The following is a 14,997-nucleotide window of genomic DNA, read 5'->3' on the forward strand; positions in this document are numbered from 1 at the left end:
GTGACCGCCATGCCCAAATCAATCGTTGCCGCCCTGCAGATCGGCGCCTTGCCCGGTGGCAAGGCTGAAACCCTGGAACAGATCCTGAGCTGGGAAACCGCGATCATCGAATCCGGCGCCGCGCTGGTGGTAATGCCCGAAGCCTTGCTCGGTGGTTACCCGAAAGGCGAGGGCTTCGGCACGCAGCTGGGTTATCGCTTGCCGGAAGGCCGCGAGGCCTACGCCCGTTACTTCGCCAACGCTATCGACGTGCCGGGGGCGGAAACCGAAGCGCTGGCCGGTCTGTCGGCACGTACCGGGGCCAATCTGGTGATCGGCGTGATCGAACGGGCCGGCAGCACTTTGCATTGCACCGCGCTGTATTTCGACCCGCAGGCCGGCCTAGTGGCCAAGCACCGCAAGTTGATGCCGACCGGCACCGAGCGGCTGATCTGGGGCAAGGGCGACGGTTCAACGTTGCCGGTGCTCGACACGCAGGTCGGCAAGCTCGGCGCAGTGATCTGCTGGGAAAACATGATGCCGCTGCTGCGCACGGCGATGTACGCCAAGGGCATTGAAGTGTGGTGTGCGCCGACTGTGGATGAGCGCGAGATGTGGCAGGTCAGCATGCGTCACATCGCCCATGAAGGGCGCTGCTTCGTGGTCAGCGCCTGTCAGGTCCAGGCCTCGCCGAATGATCTGGGCGTGGAAATTGACAACTGGCCGGGAGATCGACCGCTGATCGCCGGCGGCAGCGTGATCGTCGGGCCGATGGGCGACGTATTGGCCGGGCCGTTGCGCGGCGAGGCCGGCTTGCTCACCGCCGAGATCGACACCGCCGAACTGGTGCGTGCCCGCTATGACTACGACGTGGTCGGCCACTATGCGCGACCGGATGTGTTCGAGTTGAGCGTTGACGAGCGGGCCAAGCCAGGCGTGCGTTTCACGGTTTGATGGTTTGTCGGCGCCGCCATTCTTCGCGGGTGATTTCCCAGATTTCCCGTGGGAAGCGGCCGCCGACGAAGTCGTCCTCATCGGTGCGAATCAAACGCATGCCGCTGCGCTCCGAGAGCTTTCGCGAGCCAAGGTTCGGTGCGGCTTTCGGTACGCGCATCAACGGTTGATCGAGGGTTTCGAACCAGTACCGGGTCACGGCTTCGCTGGCTTCGGTCATCAGGCCCTGGCCCTGCCAGGTCGGGGCGAGCCAGAACCCACGGTGGTTGTCCGGCTCGTCCATCAGGCTGATGTTGCCGATCAATTGTTCCGGCGCCGATTTGAGGCGAATCGTCCAGTGCCACTCTTTGCCTGCCGCAATGGAAGGCAGCGCAATGTCACGCAGATAGGTGAGGGCGCCGTCGTCCGGATACGGCCAGGGCACGAAAACGTTCAGATACCGCACCACTTCCCAGTGGGGAAATTGCTGCTGTATAGCCTCGGCATCCGCCAGTTCAAGCGGACGCAAAATCAGCCGTTCGGTGTACAGCGTGGGCGTGTCTTGCATAAACCACGACTTCCATGTTCTGACAGTGGGCCGTGCAGACTACCGCATCTTTACCAGGTTGCGGCACTTGCCCTGGGCAGACTGAGCTTGCCGGTATCGACAAAGCGCATCGTGCCAAACAACCCGCCCGCCAGTTTGCCGCGCAGTACATAGGGCAGGTTGTCGAGGGTTTGCGTCTGGCTCAGGCCCAATGTCTGGCGCAGCACCGAGAACGCGGAAATGCTCACCGGGACGCTGACGATGGTTTCGGAGAACCGTGGGATCGAGCCGGTCTGATCGCTCACACCCGACGCCAGCGAATGGCCGTTGACCTCCAGATCCAGCGCGATGCCGTTGTAGTCGATGGGCGTTTCGTTGGGGTTCTGCACGCGCAGCTTGATCGCGAAGCGCACTTCCAGATCCTGGCTCGGCAGCGGTTCGAGGCCGACCACGTTGATGTTCACCGGGTCGCGGTTGGGGAACAGCGCGCAGGCGCTGAGGGAGAGCAGAAGCAGGGACAGGATGACGGCTTGGATACGGCGCATTGATGCTCTCTCATTGAAAAAGGGCTGAACCGTCGCCGGTATCAGCCCTTTTTTCATCGAGCGGACAGGATCAACGGTTCAACTGTGCGACAGCGGCCTTGGTTGCGGGTTCAGCTTTGGTCGGCAGGTCGGGGTTTTCCATGACCTGAAGGATAGAGGCTTCCGGGTCGAAGTCATCTTCTTCCAGTTCGATGAATTCTTCCGGCAGGAAGATATTCAGCACGATGGCGCACAGCGCACCGACGGTGATCGGCGATTCGAAGATGTTGCGCAGCGCCTGCGGCAGTTCACGCAGCACTTCCGGCACGGCGGCGATGCCCAGGCCCATGCCCACGGAAATCGCCACGATGAGCATGTTGCGCCGATGCAGGCCGGCCTCGGCGAGGATCTTGATCCCGGCGACGGCCACGGTGCCGAACATCACCAGCTCTGCGCCGCCGAGTACCGGTTTCGGCATCAGTTGCAGCACCGCGCCGATCATCGGGAACAGCCCCAGCAGCACCAGCAGGCCGGCGATGAAGAACGCCACGTAGCGGCTGGCCACGCCGGTGAGCTGTATCACCCCGTTGTTCTGGGCGAAAGTCACCATCGGCATGCTGTTGAACACGGCGGCCATGGCCGAGTTGAGACCATCGGCGAGCAGCCCGGACTTGATCCGGCGGATGTACAGCGGGCCTTTCACCGGTTGCCGGGAAATCATCGAGTTGGCGGTCAGGTCACCGGCAGCCTCCAGCGGCGACACCAGGAAAATCACCGCTACCGGCACGAACGCCACCCAATCAAAGTTGAAACCGTATTTGAACGGCACCGGCACGCTGACCACCGGCACTTCGGGCAGGTTGGCGAAATCAACGGTGCCCATCAGCCACGCCACCACGTAGCCGAGGGTCAGGCCGATGACAATCGCCCCCAGGCGCAGGAACGGCACGTCAACCCGGTTCAACACCACAATGGTGCCCAGCACCAGCGCCGCCAGGAACACATGGCTGGCCGCGCCCAGATCCGCCGCGCCGAAGCCGCCGGCAATGTCGGTCATCGCCACTTTGATCAGCGACAGGCCCATCAGGGTGATGATGGTGCCGGTCACCACCGGGGTGATCAGCATGCGCAACTTGCCGATGAACTGGCTCAACACCACTTCGATGAAAGCAGCGAAGAAGCACACGCCGAAGATCGTCGAGAGGATTTCATCGGTGCCGCCGCCCCGGGCCTTGACCATGAAGCCGGCGCTGAGAATCACGCTGATAAAGGAAAAACTGGTGCCTTGCAGGCACAGCAGCCCGGAACCGACCGGGCCGAAGCGCTTGGCCTGAACGAAGGTGCCGAGACCCGAGACGAACAGCGCCATGCTGATCAGGTACGGAATTTCGCTTTGCAGGCCGAGGGCGCCGCCCATGATCAGGGTCGGGGTGATGATGCCGACGAAGCTGGCCAGCACGTGTTGCAGGGCGGCAAACACCGTTGCGGTGAAGTGCGGACGGTCGTTGAGGCCGTAGATCAGATCGTTGTTGCGCGGGGCTTTTTCAGAGACGGTCATGGTGGTTTGCGTGCCGCAATGCGGGGCCGGGTCGGAAAATGGGTGCGCAGGATGCCGTAAGCGAGGGGCGAGGGCAACGCATTAAAACTGCCCAAAAGGTCAGGTTCGACCAAAGGCTGACAGCAGATCTTCTTCAAAAGCCTTCTGTGCATCGCCGGGCACCTGCGCCCGATGGCGGGCCAGATGGAACGCCACTTCAAAGCTCAACTCGCCTTCGCGCACCGGCCGCAACAGGCCCTTGTCCTGCCATTGGCGGGCGTAATGGTTGGGCAGATAACCGACGTGTTTGCCTGACAGAATGAAGGCGAGGGTGCCTTCGACCTGTTCCGAGCGTGCCGAACAGACCTTGCCCTGAAACGGCTCGTCACTGCGCAGGAACCGATAGGGGTGATCGACCCGGTCGCAGGCCTGCAACGTCGCATCATCGGGCTCCTCGTCGGTAAACAGCGGATGGCCGGGCGCGCAATAAAGATGTTGGGTTTCGCTGAATAGCTCGCGGTAGTCGAACGCGCTCTGCACCTGGGAGAAGTAACCGATGGCCAGGTCCAGCCGCTGTTGCAGCAACAGACGCTCCATTTCGCCGGGCATGGCGCTGATCAACTCGATGCGCACCGATTCGTCCCGCTCGCGAAACCGCCGGATCGCATCGGCGACCCGTTGCAGCACCGACTGATCGACCGCTTCGGACAGACCCAGCCGCACTTCACCGATCAAACGTCCGGCGACGCCGTTGGATTGATGGCGGAAGGTTTCGATCGAATCGAACAGCGCCCGTGCGGCAATCAACAGTTGCTCGCCCTTGGGCGTCAGGCTGAAACCGCCCTTGCCCCGGTTGCACACCCGGTAGCCAAGGCGGGTTTCAAGCTTGGCCATTTGCTGGCTGATGCTCGACTGGCTCAGGCCCAGTTCACCCTGCGCCGCGCTGAAGCCATTGGATTCAACCACGCCGAGAAACAGCCGCAGGAGCTGAAGATCCACATCGTGAATTTGACCGAGCATCACATTACTCCTGAATAAAGTCAGGTTAACAAACTTGATATTTCTCGAATGTATCCGACGGCGCATCCTGCCACCACTTCCTTCGGTCAGGTGTTCGTCATGGCTCCCGTCTTCAAGCTGTGTTTGCCCGCTTTATTACTTACCGTCTCCATCGCCGCCCAGGCCGAAGAGAAAACCCTCAACCTCTACAGCTGGGCCGATTACGTGGCGCCTGAAACCCTGCAGCGCTTCGAAAAGGAAACCGGCATTCACGTGCGCTACGACACCTTCGATACGTCCGAGGTGCTGGAAACCAAGCTGCTCACCGGCGGCAGCGGTTACGACGTAGTGGTGCCTTCGTCCAGCGTGCTGGCCCGTGGCCTGGCCGCAGGAGCGCTCAAGGAAATTTCCCACGACGGGCTCAAGGGTTACGCCAATCTCGATCCCGATCTGCTGGAAAAACTGGCGGCGGTCGATCCCGGCAACCGCTACGGCGTGCCGTACACCTGGGGCACCCTCGGCCTGGGCATGAACGTCGAGGCAGTCAAACAGCGGCTGCCGGACGTGCCGCTCAACAGTCTCGATCTGCTGTTCAAGCCCGAATACGCCAGCAAACTCAAGGATTGCGGGATCGCGATTCTCGATTCGCCGCAGGAAGTGATTGGCCTGGCGCTGCACTATCTCGGTAAAGATCCCTACAGCACCGACAAGAACGATCTGGCCGCCGCCGAAGCGTTGTTGCAGCAGTTGCAGCCCTCGGTGCTCTACGTCGCCACGGGCCGGCAGATCAATGATCTGGCCAACGGCAGCGTGTGCCTGGCGCTGACCTACAACGGCGATGCGAGCATGGCCGCCGATCAGGCACGCAAGGCCAACAAGCCGTTTGAAGTGGCTTACCGGATTCCCAAGGAAGGCACGCTGGTATGGCAGGACAACCTCGCCATCCCCAAAGACGCGCCGCATCCGGAAGCCGCACGCGCCTTCATCGAGTTCATGTTGCGCCCCGAATCCGTGGCGGCGTTGACCAATACGCTGTTCTTCGCCACCGCCAACCAGGCCGCCACGCCGCTGGTGGACGAAGCAGTGCGCAACGACCCGGACATCTACCCGAAACCCGAGGTGCGCGAGCGTCTGTACGCCGACCGCAGCATGAGCCTCAAGGACATGCGCCAGCGCACACGCCTGTGGACCACTTTCCGTAGCCGCCAATAGCCTTCCCTAACAACAGGAGCACACCGATGGACGTGCCAACGCAAAACGATCAGGCCCTGACCCGTAACAGCCTCTACGGCACCGCTGCCGAAAGTACCTACGCCGGGATAACCAGTTTCATGCGCCGGCGCTACAGCCGCGACCTGCGCGGCGTGGACGTGGCGGTCAGCGGTGTGCCGTTCGACACCGCCACCAGCAACCGTCCCGGCGCGCGTTTCGGACCGCGCGGGATTCGTGCGGCGTCCACCGGGATTGCCTGGGAACGGCACTGGCCATGGGCGTTCGACCCGTTCGATCATCTGGCGGTGATCGACTACGGCGATTGCGACTTCGATTACGGCTCGCCGCACACCATCCCGGACAGCATCGAGGCCCACGCCGAGCATATTCTCAGCTCCGGCAGCGCCATGCTCACCTTCGGCGGCGATCACTTCATCAGCTATCCGCTGCTCAAGGCCCATGCGCGCAAGCACGGCACGCTGTCGCTGATCCACTTCGATGCGCACAGCGATACCTGGCCGGACGAGGGTGGCAAGCGGGTCGATCACGGCACCATGTTCTGGCACGCGGCGCGGGAAGGGCTGGTGGATCCGGCGCGTTCGGTGCAGATCGGCTTGCGCACCACCAATGACGATCATCAGGGCTTTCAGGTGCTGGACGCGCGGCAGGTGCATCGGTGTGGATGCGAGGCGATCATCGAGGCGATTCGTGCGCGGGTCGGGGATAACCCGGTGTACCTGACGTTCGACATCGATTGCCTCGATCCGGCTTTCGCACCGGGCACCGGGACCCCGGTGTGCGGCGGGTTGAGCACGGTGCAGGCGCTGGAGATCCTTGGCGGCTTGCGCGGGATCAACCTGGTGGGCATGGACGTAGTGGAAGTGGCCCCGGCCTACGACCATGCGGACGTGACGTCGCTGGCGGCGGCGACGCTGGCCATGGAGATGCTTTGCCTGTACGCGGCCCGGCACAAAGTCGACGCGTGATCCCCTCCGAGCCTGGTGGAAGCTCCTGACAATTTCTGACACCAGGCTCTGCTAAGCTCCGGCAAATTTTTCTCCGGAGCCTCACACCGTGTCGCGAACCACTCGCCTGTTGACCCTGCTGCAAGTGCTGCGTGGCAAGAAGCGCCCGGTGACCGCCGCGACGCTGGCCTCCGAGCTGGAAATTTCCGAGCGCACCCTCTATCGCGACATCGCCGAACTGACCGCACTCGGTGCGCCGATCCATGGCGAGGCGGGCATCGGGTATGTGCTGCGCAGCGGCCTGTTTCTGCCGCCGCTGATGCTCAACGCCGACGAGACCGAAGCCATCGTGCTGGGCCTGCGTTATGTTGATCAGCGTGGCGACGAGGTGCTGAGCAAAGCCGCCGCCGACGCGCTGGCGAAAATCGCTGCCGTGCTGGACCCCCAGGCCCAGGAGGCGCTGCGCAATCCAACCGTCATGCCCGGGCCGCCGGGCTACGGCTTTCCGCAAAACGCGGTGCCGTTGAATGTGTTCCGCCATGCGATCCGCGATCAGGCCAAGCTGCACATCGATTACGCCGATGCGCAGCAGGTGCAGAGCCAGCGCTTGATCTGGCCGCTGGCGCTGGGCTTTCTCAACGAGGTGCGGATCATCGTCGCGTGGTGCGAGTTGCGCGGCGCCTATCGCACCTTTCGCACCGACCGGATTGCCGCCGCCAGTCTCCAGGGCGAGCGCTATCCGGGGCGGCGCAGCGACCTGTTGCGCACCTGGCAGCGGCTGATGCAACTGGACGAAAACGGCCGTTTCACTCCTGACAGGAATTGACGCAGGGCTGTTCTAGGATGGCGACAGAACCCGAAAAAAGGAGCTGTAATCATGTTCCACCCCACCTCGATCCTCGCCCCGGCCATCGTTGAATACATCAACGCCGCCAATGCTCGCGATACGTCCCGGGTCGGCAGTTTTTTTGCCGAGGATGCCCACGTGTTCGATGAAGGCCATCATCAGGTCGGCCCGCAGGCCATCGCCAACTGGATGCAAGACACCGCCCAGCGCTATCAGCCGCGGGTCGAAGTGCTGGGCGTCCAGCAGCGCACCGGCAAGGTGCTGGTGCAAGGGCTGATCTCCGGAACGTTCCCCGGCAGCCCGCTGGAGTTGCGCTACACGTTCCGGCTCAACGAACAGGGCAAAATCGCTCGGCTGGATATTTCCCTGTAGCCATCGTGGCATACTGCCGCGCATGACTTTCGACTCCCCTTTGAGCGCCTGGCAATACGCCGTCGACCACAAGGGCTTCATCCAGGATGAAGCCCAGGAACACGCGGTCTGGGCCTTGCAAAAATGCCATGAAGCCCTGCACGCCGGTGCCCGTTCGGTCACCGGCGTTTACCTGTGGGGCCCGGTCGGGCGTGGCAAGACCTGGCTGATGGATCAATTCCACCAAAGCCTGCGGGTGCCGGCGCGGCGGCAGCACTTTCATCACTTCATGGGCTGGGTGCATCAGCGCTCCTTTCAGTTGACCGGGATCGCCGATCCATTGCGGGCGCTGGCCCGTGAGCTGGCGGCCGAGGTGCGGGTGCTGTGTTTCGATGAGCTGTTCGTCAATGACATCGGTGACGCGATCATTCTCGGGCGCCTGTTTCAGGTGATGTTCGACGCAGGCGTGGTGGTGGTCTGCACCTCCAATCTGCCGCCGGATCAGCTGTATGCCGACGGCTTCAACCGCGACCGCTTCCTGCCGGCGATCACCGCGATCAAACAGCACATGCAAGTGGTCGCGGTGAATGGCGCGGAAGATCATCGCTTGCATCCCGGCGCCATCGAGCAGCGTTACTGGGTCGCTCTGCCGGAGCAGGGTAGCGCGTTGAGCCAGGTGTTCGACGCGTTGGCCGCCGGGCAAACCGTCAGTGCCGAACCGGTGCCGGTGGGTTACCGCGCCTTGAGCGTGGTGCAGGCCAGCGATTCGGTGCTGTGGTGCCGTTACGCCGACCTGTGCGAGCAACCCTTCGCCGCCATGGATTTCATCGCGCTGTGCGACACCTACCGGGCTATCCTGTTGAGCGAGGTGCCGAACCTCAGTGCGAAAAAACGCGAAGGGCGGATTGCCCGTGGCACCGAGGACGGCGCGGAGCGGGTGGTGGCCGGCGATCGCGAACTGCCGCAACTGTCCGTGCACGACGACGGCGTGCGCCGCTTCATCGCACTGGTCGACGAGTGCTACGACCGGAAAGTGCCGCTGTACATCGAGGCCGAAGTGCCGATGGACGCGCTGTACACCGAGGGCTATCTGGAATTCCCGTTCCGCCGGACCCTCAGCCGCTTGCAGGAGATGCAGTTGCAACGCTTCGCCGAGACCTGAAAACACGGAGGGCGCGACATGACTCAGCCACTGTCCCATCATTTGCTGACCATGGCTTATCAGAATGCCTGGGCCAATCATCGACTGGCCAAGGCCTGGAGCCAGCTCGACGGCACGGAGCTGGCGGCGCCACGGGTCAGTTTCTTCCCGAGCATCCGCCTGACCCTCAATCACATCCTTACCTGCGACTGGTTCTATGTCGACGCGCTGGAGCGTGAGTTGCGCGGTGACGAACCGCATCCCGATTGCTACGTGTTCTTCAACGCTGACGAACCCTTCACCGAGGCGCAGGCCTTGCGCCGTGAGCAGGCCCATGTCGACCGCCGCTTGATCGCCTACTGCGAGCAACTGCGCGATGCCGATCTGGGGCGCATTGTCACCATCGCCCGCGACACGCCACAGCACGACAGTCGTCTGCGGATGATCTCGCACCTGTTCGAACATCAGATTCACCATCGTGGCCAGGTCCACGCCATGCTCAGCGGCACCTCGGTGAAGCCACCTCAACTGGACGAGTTTTTCTGTGTCGGCGAGTCCGGTCTGCGAGCCGAGGATTTCGCCGAACTGGGCTGGACCGAAGAGCTTGTCTGGGGGCACTGAAAACGCCGGGTTGTCGCCGGGGCCTGCCTCGCGCTAAGGTCGCCGAGCCTATCAGTGCGTATCAAACGCGCCGGGGCCCCGTGCGATCGAGGAAGGAAATGGATTCCGCAGAAATTCTTGTGCTTCAAGCCAGTTACACCAACCCGGTGCATGCCGAGGCCATCGGTGTGGTGCTCAATCATTACGCCGAAGACCCGATGGGTGGCGGCCATCCCATTGCCCCCGAACTGTTGCAGCAATTGCCCGCCGAACTGGCCAAGCGGCCCCACGCGTTCAGCGTCCTGGCGTTTGTCGGTGGCGAGCCGGCGGGGCTGGTGAACTGTTTTGAAGGGTTTTCCACGTTTGCCTGCAAACCTCTGGTCAACGTGCATGACGTGTCAGTGGTGACGAAGTTTCGCGGTCTGGGGCTGAGTCAGAAAATGCTGCGCAAGGTCGAGGACATTGCCCGTCAGCGTGGTTGCTGCAAGATCACTCTGGAAGTGCTTGAGGGCAACGCCGTGGCGCAAAATTCCTATGCCAAATTCGGCTTCGCGCCGGGCATGTTCGACCCGAGTCACGGGCGCATGCTGTTCTGGATCAAGGAGCTGCAGGCATAAAAAAAGGCGCCCGAACAGGGCGCCCAACTGTCATCTGCGGGGCCAGAGCGGTGCCATCGCAGGTCCATCGGTAAAGCGTTCGCTCAAGGGCGATAGGACTCGGTGACCTGAGCGGTCTGGTCGTCCGGAACCTTGAGTTCGTGGGTCTTCGCTTCAGCCTGTTGGCTCTGTGCGGAATGAACCGGGAAATTGGCCCAGTAATGTCTCATGCGCTCGGCGCCGCCTTCGGCGAATGCGCTGGCGGATGCCAATGTGAGTAGACCGGCAAGGATTGCAGTCGTGGTTTTCATGGTGCCTCCTACGAAAAATGTCGGAGCCGTTCGTCCATGAATCTGGTCCTCGGGGCGCAGTGTCCGTCGAGGGCATTAACAAGAGGTTAACGCTCGTTCAGTTTAGGTTTTACCGGGTGTTTCCACGGCGTATCGGACAAGCGCTGCACGCGTGAATGACGCGTGCAGATCGCAAGGGAAGGGCGTCAGAGTTTCCAGTCGAGGCTCAGCGTCACGGTTCGAGGATCGCCCCAGAACACGCCGTTGTAGAAGCCGACGTTGTCGTAATACTTCTTGTCGAACAGGTTGTCGACGTTGAGGGACGCCGACAGGTGTTTGTCGAACTCGTAGCGCGACATCAGCTTGACCACGGAGTAAGCGCCCTGACTGATCCGGGTCCGTTCGGTGATGACCCGCCCATTGGCACCGCGCCCGACCGGGCGATTGGAATTGCCATAGACGTCACTCTGCCAGCTCACGGCGCCGCCCACGGTCAGGGCATTCCAGTTGCCGGGCAGGCGATAGGCCGTGGAGAGGCGCAACATGTTCAACGGCTGGTTGGTGTTGCTGCGTTGTTTCTCGCCGTTGGCCGAGTGGGTGTAGGTGTAGCCGGCGGTCATGTTCCAGCCATCCAGGATTTCACCCGAAACCTCGGCTTCGAAACCGTTGACCTTGTTGCCTTTGCCGCCCGACTTGTAGAACTCCTCACCGGTGACCGGATCCGGTAATACCGAATCATCAACTTCGGCGACATTGTCCTGTTTGCTCCAGAACACGGCCGTGGCCAGGTTCAGGCGCTCGTCGAGCAGGCTGCCCTTGAGGCCTATTTCATAGTTGCTGCCGACGACCGGCTCAAGGAATTTGCGATTGGCATCGCGGTAATCCTGAGGGTTGAAAATGTCGGTGTAGCTGGCGTACACGGTGTACTCGGGCGTCAGGTCGTAGAGCAGTCCCGCGTACGGCGTCCACATGTCGTTGTGTTGCTGGCGGCTCGCGTCGACAGCGCTCACTTGCAGCTTGTCGTCAAACGTATTGTCGGCTTTTGACGCTTTCCAGCTGCCGTAACGGCTGCCGAGTACCGCGTGCAAGTCGTCGGTGAAACTCAGGCGTGTGGCCAGGTAACCGGCTTTCTGGCGGGTGCTGGAGGTGGAGCCGGTCAAGCCTGTGACGGTGTCGGGGAATCTGGCGATATCGCCCATGTATTTCCAGTCGCGGATCCGTCCGTAACCCGGCGGCACCGGGCCGTCGATCGTATAAGGGGAGCGCTCGCTGCGCTCGGCTTCGCCATATCCGAACATCATTTCGTGTTCGCGACCGAACAGCGCATAGGGGCCCGACACGTTGAAGTCGTAAGTCTTCATCTTCTGCGTGCCGATCATATGCGACATGTAGGCTGCCATCCCGCTGCGGTCGTCCGCGGGGAAACCGGTTCCGCCGTAGTACACCTTGCCGTCGGTATCGCTCTGGCGATGGGTGTAGGCCGCTTTCAGGTGCCAGCCGCCCGCCAGCGCCTGATCGAGGGTGGCGAATGCTGTCTTGTCCTTGATCGGCCAAGAGCTCCACGACGTCGCCATGTTGGTCGAGCGGCCGAGGCGCGCCTTGCCACCGTCGGCATTCCAGTACGGCACAGTGCCCCAGGAGCTGCCTTGTACTTGCTTGTCCTGGTAGTCGTAGCCGACAGCCAGCACGGTCGACTCTGTCAGATCGGCCTCGAGGATGCCGTACCCGACTTCCCGTTGCAGCGCGTAGTGGTCGCGAATCGACTGGCTGTCGCGATAGGCCAGCACGCTGCGGCCGCGCAAACGGCCATCGAAGGCAAGCGGACCACCCACGTCCACGTAACTGTAGTAATCGTCATAACTGCCGCCGCTGACGCCGGCCAGCGCCTGCAACTGCGCGGTGGGGCGTTTGCGCACCATGTTGATGGTGGCAGAAGGATCACCTGCGCCGGTGGTCAGGCCGGTGGCGCCCCGTACCACTTCGATCCGGTCGTAGATGATCGTGTCGGAATCGGACTTCATTCGGCTGAAAGTGTTGAGCATCCCGTCAACCTGAAAGTTGTTGATCGAGTAGCCACGGGATGAATAGTTGACCCGATCCGAGTCGTAGTGCTGCACCACGACGCCGGTGGTCTGGCTCATGGCCTCGGTCAATGTACCGAGCTTGAAATCATCCATCTGCTGACGAGTGACCACAGACACTGACTGCGGGGTTTCCTTGAACGACAGGTTCAACCGCGTTGCCGTGCTCATGGCACTGGTGGTGTAGGCGTGGGTGTTTTCAGTGGTGCTGCCCAGGCCTTGGGCGGCGATGTTCGTGGAGGCCAGCTCCAGCGCCGGTGTAGCGGGGGGCAACTGTTTTTCTGTGTCGGTTTCAGCCAGCAGATCCGGGCTCAATGCAACGCTGCACAGGCCCAGGGTGAGGGTCATGGAACGGGTGATGGGCGCGAACATCGCAGCCGACTCCTTGTCTTCGAGGGAAAAATTCCTTTTGCTCAAAGACGAAGGCGAGCGGTGCGATTTAGTCTCAAACGAGAAATATTGTTATTTGAAACTGTTTCGATTGTATGAAAAAAGGGCCGTTTCCGGCCCTTTTCATCACTGCTGCAACACCACTTCCGTGGTCGCTGCCGCCGGTTTTTTTGGCTTCATCAGGCTGAAGTCGATCAGTGCCCGCTGTTCGCGTTCGTAAGGATTGCCGATCAACAGCGGACGCGGCTTGAAGCTGTCGCTGACCAGGCTCTTGCTGCGATCCAGTTCATCGAAACTCAAACCGGCCAGATCCGCCCAGGTGTGGATCAGGTGCGAGCTGCTGTAAGGGCGGCTCAGATCCCCGGCGAAGCTCCAGTCATGGGTTTCCCGCCATTTTGGCGAGGCCCAGGCCATGAACGGAATGGTGTACATCGGCGCCGTCGGCTTGTTTTCGTTGCGACCCAGAGTGCCGTGGCCCACCGAGTCGAACACGTCTTCACCGTGGTCGGAGAGGTACAACAAGAAGCCGTTCGGATCGGATTTGGCGTAGTCCTTGATCAGGCTCGAGACCACGAAGTCGTTGTACAGCACCGCGTTGTCGTAGCTGTTGTAGGTCGGCACCTGATCGTCACGCACACCGGCCGGAACGCCGTTGCGATCCTGGAACTTGTCGAAGCTCGGCGGATAACGGTACTGGTAGCTCATGTGTGTACCGAGCAGATGCACGACGATCAACTTGCGCGGCGCCGCATCGGCCAGCGCCTTGTTGAACGGCTCGATCACGTCGCCGTCGTACTGCGCGGCGTTCTGGTTGCGGTTATTGTTCAGGTACACCTGCTCGTCGGCCTGTTCGGAGAACGTCGTGAGCATGGTGTTGCGCTTGGTCATGGTCTGCTGGTTGGTGATCCAGAACGTCTTGTAGCCGGCCTGTTTCATCATGCTGACCAGCGACGGCGTGGACAGGTACAGGTCCGGGTTCTCTTCGTCGGCGAAGGTCAGCACCTGCTGCAGCGCTTCGATGGTGTACGGGCGCGGGGTGATGACGTTGTCGAAGACCGCCAGCTGATCCTTGAGCTTGTCCAGTTCCGGCGTGGTTTTACGCGGGTAACCGTAGAGGCTCATGCGCTGGCGGTTGGTGGATTCGCCGATGACCAGCACCAGAGTCGCCGGCTGGTTGGCGCCCGAGTCCTTGAGGTTTTTCAGCGGTGGGATCTTGCTCGCGCTGTGCAGCATGCCCTGCATGTCGGCCAGGGTTTCCTGATAGCGGTGATAAGCCACGGCCATCTGCCACGGTACGGCCGGCTCGATGCGGGTTTCGAATTTCTCGAAGCCTTGGGCGAAGCTGCCGGTACGCATGGTCTGCTTGACCAGCGGATAACCGATCACGGCCACCAGAATCGCCATGGCGGCAACAAATGCCCGGCCACGGGGCAGGTAGACCGGACGCAGGCGGGTCCACAGGAAATACGCGAATGCGGTGTGCGCGAGGAACGCCGGGACCATCCACCAGGCAAAGTACTGGGTCATGTACTCGCCGGCTTCGGACACGTTCGACTCGAACATGATGAAAATCACGCTCTGGGAAAATTCCTGCTGGTAGATGAAGAAGTAACCCAGGCTGGCCATCGAGCAGGCCCACAGCACCACGCCGATCAGCGCGGCGAGCACTCGGGTGCGTTTGGGGAACAGCAGCATCGGCGCGAGCCACACAGCGCTCATCACGAAAGCCTGGCGGAACCCGGTAAACCCTGAGGTGCCTGTCAACTGGATCAGCAGTTGGGTGATACCGGAGAAGTACCAGAAGAACACGAACAGCCAGATGAAACCGGCCCAGTCGAAACCTGTCGCAGTCGTTTTGCTGCGTTTGAACACCGCCATTCAGCACTCCAGCTCAGTCGTCACATCCACCGCCGGGCGCCTCATGCAACGGCGCATGAACCCGACGAACGGAAGCCGTGCACACAGGCACGGCCAGAATGCGCCGGAGTATCAACAAGCGAATGTG

15 protein-coding genes are annotated in these 14,997 nt (G+C 61.7%); 8 read left to right on the plus strand and 7 right to left on the minus strand.

Annotated features, from left to right (window positions below; genetic code table 11):
* Positions 1-9 precede the first annotated feature (9 nt).
* Positions 10-933: a carbon-nitrogen hydrolase family protein gene (locus ACODTD_RS01775; protein ID WP_285355614.1), complete on the plus strand. Its 924-nt coding sequence runs from the start codon at positions 10-12 to the stop codon at positions 931-933.
* On the opposite strand, the gene ACODTD_RS01780 is transcribed toward ACODTD_RS01775, so the two are convergent.
* The 4 genes from ACODTD_RS01780 to ACODTD_RS01795 all read right to left on the minus strand — a co-directional run bounded on the left by ACODTD_RS01780 (position 923) and on the right by ACODTD_RS01795 (position 4,540).
* A complete protein-coding gene (locus ACODTD_RS01780) occupies positions 923-1,480 on the minus strand; it encodes a GNAT family N-acetyltransferase (protein ID WP_285355616.1) in 558 nt (185 codons plus the stop codon). The two genes, ACODTD_RS01775 and ACODTD_RS01780, sit on opposite strands and share 11 nt — an antisense overlap.
* 50 nt (positions 1,481-1,530) lie before the next feature.
* Positions 1,531-2,004 (minus strand): LEA/WHy family protein, encoded by a 474-nt coding sequence (locus ACODTD_RS01785; protein ID WP_169430282.1) that lies wholly within the window; start codon positions 2,002-2,004, stop codon positions 1,531-1,533.
* 70 nt (positions 2,005-2,074) lie between these two features.
* Positions 2,075-3,541: a nucleobase:cation symporter-2 family protein gene (locus ACODTD_RS01790; protein ID WP_285355619.1), complete on the minus strand. Its 1,467-nt coding sequence runs from the start codon at positions 3,539-3,541 to the stop codon at positions 2,075-2,077.
* A gap of 99 nt (positions 3,542-3,640) precedes the next feature.
* Positions 3,641-4,540: a LysR family transcriptional regulator gene (locus ACODTD_RS01795; RefSeq protein ID WP_489104367.1), complete on the minus strand. Its 900-nt coding sequence runs from the start codon at positions 4,538-4,540 to the stop codon at positions 3,641-3,643.
* A 99-nt stretch (positions 4,541-4,639) separates the two neighbouring features.
* Between ACODTD_RS01795 and ACODTD_RS01800 the strand changes: the two genes are divergently transcribed.
* From ACODTD_RS01800 to ACODTD_RS01830, 7 genes are all read left to right on the plus strand, one after another.
* Positions 4,640-5,731, plus strand: coding sequence for a polyamine ABC transporter substrate-binding protein (locus ACODTD_RS01800; protein ID WP_285355622.1), 1,092 nt, complete (start codon positions 4,640-4,642; stop codon positions 5,729-5,731).
* A gap of 26 nt (positions 5,732-5,757) precedes the next feature.
* Positions 5,758-6,717 (plus strand): agmatinase, encoded by a 960-nt coding sequence (speB, locus tag ACODTD_RS01805; protein ID WP_285355624.1) that lies wholly within the window; start codon positions 5,758-5,760, stop codon positions 6,715-6,717.
* Positions 6,718-6,805: 88 nt separating this feature from the next.
* Entirely contained in the window at positions 6,806-7,522 is a 717-nt protein-coding gene (locus ACODTD_RS01810; RefSeq protein WP_064381780.1) for a helix-turn-helix transcriptional regulator, read from the plus strand.
* 51 nt (positions 7,523-7,573) lie between these two features.
* Complete coding sequence (locus tag ACODTD_RS01815) at positions 7,574-7,915, plus strand: nuclear transport factor 2 family protein (RefSeq protein ID WP_007957516.1); 342 nt, start codon at positions 7,574-7,576, stop codon at positions 7,913-7,915.
* A 22-nt stretch (positions 7,916-7,937) separates the two neighbouring features.
* Positions 7,938-9,056: a cell division protein ZapE gene (zapE, locus tag ACODTD_RS01820; protein ID WP_489104368.1), complete on the plus strand. Its 1,119-nt coding sequence runs from the start codon at positions 7,938-7,940 to the stop codon at positions 9,054-9,056.
* An 18-nt stretch (positions 9,057-9,074) separates the two neighbouring features.
* Entirely contained in the window at positions 9,075-9,656 is a 582-nt protein-coding gene (locus ACODTD_RS01825; RefSeq protein WP_489104369.1) for a DinB family protein, read from the plus strand.
* Positions 9,657-9,754: 98 nt separating this feature from the next.
* A complete protein-coding gene (locus ACODTD_RS01830; protein ID WP_197868189.1) occupies positions 9,755-10,252 on the plus strand; it encodes a GNAT family N-acetyltransferase in 498 nt (165 codons plus the stop codon).
* Positions 10,253-10,335: 83 nt separating this feature from the next.
* Here the strand turns inward: ACODTD_RS01830 and ACODTD_RS01835 are convergent, their stop codons facing one another.
* From ACODTD_RS01835 to ACODTD_RS01845, 3 genes are all read right to left on the minus strand, one after another.
* A complete protein-coding gene (locus ACODTD_RS01835) occupies positions 10,336-10,542 on the minus strand; it encodes a hypothetical protein (RefSeq protein ID WP_201818332.1) in 207 nt (68 codons plus the stop codon).
* A gap of 185 nt (positions 10,543-10,727) precedes the next feature.
* Complete coding sequence (locus tag ACODTD_RS01840; protein ID WP_489104370.1) at positions 10,728-12,974, minus strand: TonB-dependent siderophore receptor; 2,247 nt, start codon at positions 12,972-12,974, stop codon at positions 10,728-10,730.
* A gap of 144 nt (positions 12,975-13,118) precedes the next feature.
* Positions 13,119-14,870 carry a phosphoethanolamine transferase CptA gene (locus ACODTD_RS01845; protein ID WP_011333999.1) on the minus strand — a complete coding sequence of 584 codons (1,752 nt, stop codon included), beginning with the start codon at positions 14,868-14,870 and terminating at the stop codon, positions 13,119-13,121.
* Between the last annotated feature and the right edge of the window lie 127 nt (positions 14,871-14,997).

This window comes from Pseudomonas sp. FG35 (assembly GCF_057809295.1).

Bases quoted from the DNA above. Each gene is read 5' to 3' on its own strand.
- ACODTD_RS01845 (WP_011333999.1), bottom strand. From the start codon at position 14,870: ATGGCGGTGTTCAAACGCAGCAAAACGACTGCGACAGGTTTCGACTGG.
- ACODTD_RS01775 (WP_285355614.1), top strand. From the start codon at position 10: ATGCCCAAATCAATCGTTGCCGCCCTGCAGATCGGCGCCTTGCCCGGT.
- speB (WP_285355624.1), top strand. From the start codon at position 5,758: ATGGACGTGCCAACGCAAAACGATCAGGCCCTGACCCGTAACAGCCTC.
- ACODTD_RS01785 (WP_169430282.1), bottom strand. From the start codon at position 2,004: ATGCGCCGTATCCAAGCCGTCATCCTGTCCCTGCTTCTGCTCTCCCTC.
- ACODTD_RS01790 (WP_285355619.1), bottom strand. From the start codon at position 3,541: ATGACCGTCTCTGAAAAAGCCCCGCGCAACAACGATCTGATCTACGGC.
- ACODTD_RS01800 (WP_285355622.1), top strand. From the start codon at position 4,640: ATGGCTCCCGTCTTCAAGCTGTGTTTGCCCGCTTTATTACTTACCGTC.
- ACODTD_RS01825 (WP_489104369.1), top strand. From the start codon at position 9,075: ATGACTCAGCCACTGTCCCATCATTTGCTGACCATGGCTTATCAGAAT.
- zapE (WP_489104368.1), top strand. From the start codon at position 7,938: ATGACTTTCGACTCCCCTTTGAGCGCCTGGCAATACGCCGTCGACCAC.
- ACODTD_RS01780 (WP_285355616.1), bottom strand. From the start codon at position 1,480: ATGCAAGACACGCCCACGCTGTACACCGAACGGCTGATTTTGCGTCCG.
- ACODTD_RS01835 (WP_201818332.1), bottom strand. From the start codon at position 10,542: ATGAAAACCACGACTGCAATCCTTGCCGGTCTACTCACATTGGCATCC.
- ACODTD_RS01815 (WP_007957516.1), top strand. From the start codon at position 7,574: ATGTTCCACCCCACCTCGATCCTCGCCCCGGCCATCGTTGAATACATC.
- ACODTD_RS01795 (WP_489104367.1), bottom strand. From the start codon at position 4,540: ATGCTCGGTCAAATTCACGATGTGGATCTTCAGCTCCTGCGGCTGTTT.
- ACODTD_RS01840 (WP_489104370.1), bottom strand. From the start codon at position 12,974: ATGTTCGCGCCCATCACCCGTTCCATGACCCTCACCCTGGGCCTGTGC.
- ACODTD_RS01830 (WP_197868189.1), top strand. From the start codon at position 9,755: ATGGATTCCGCAGAAATTCTTGTGCTTCAAGCCAGTTACACCAACCCG.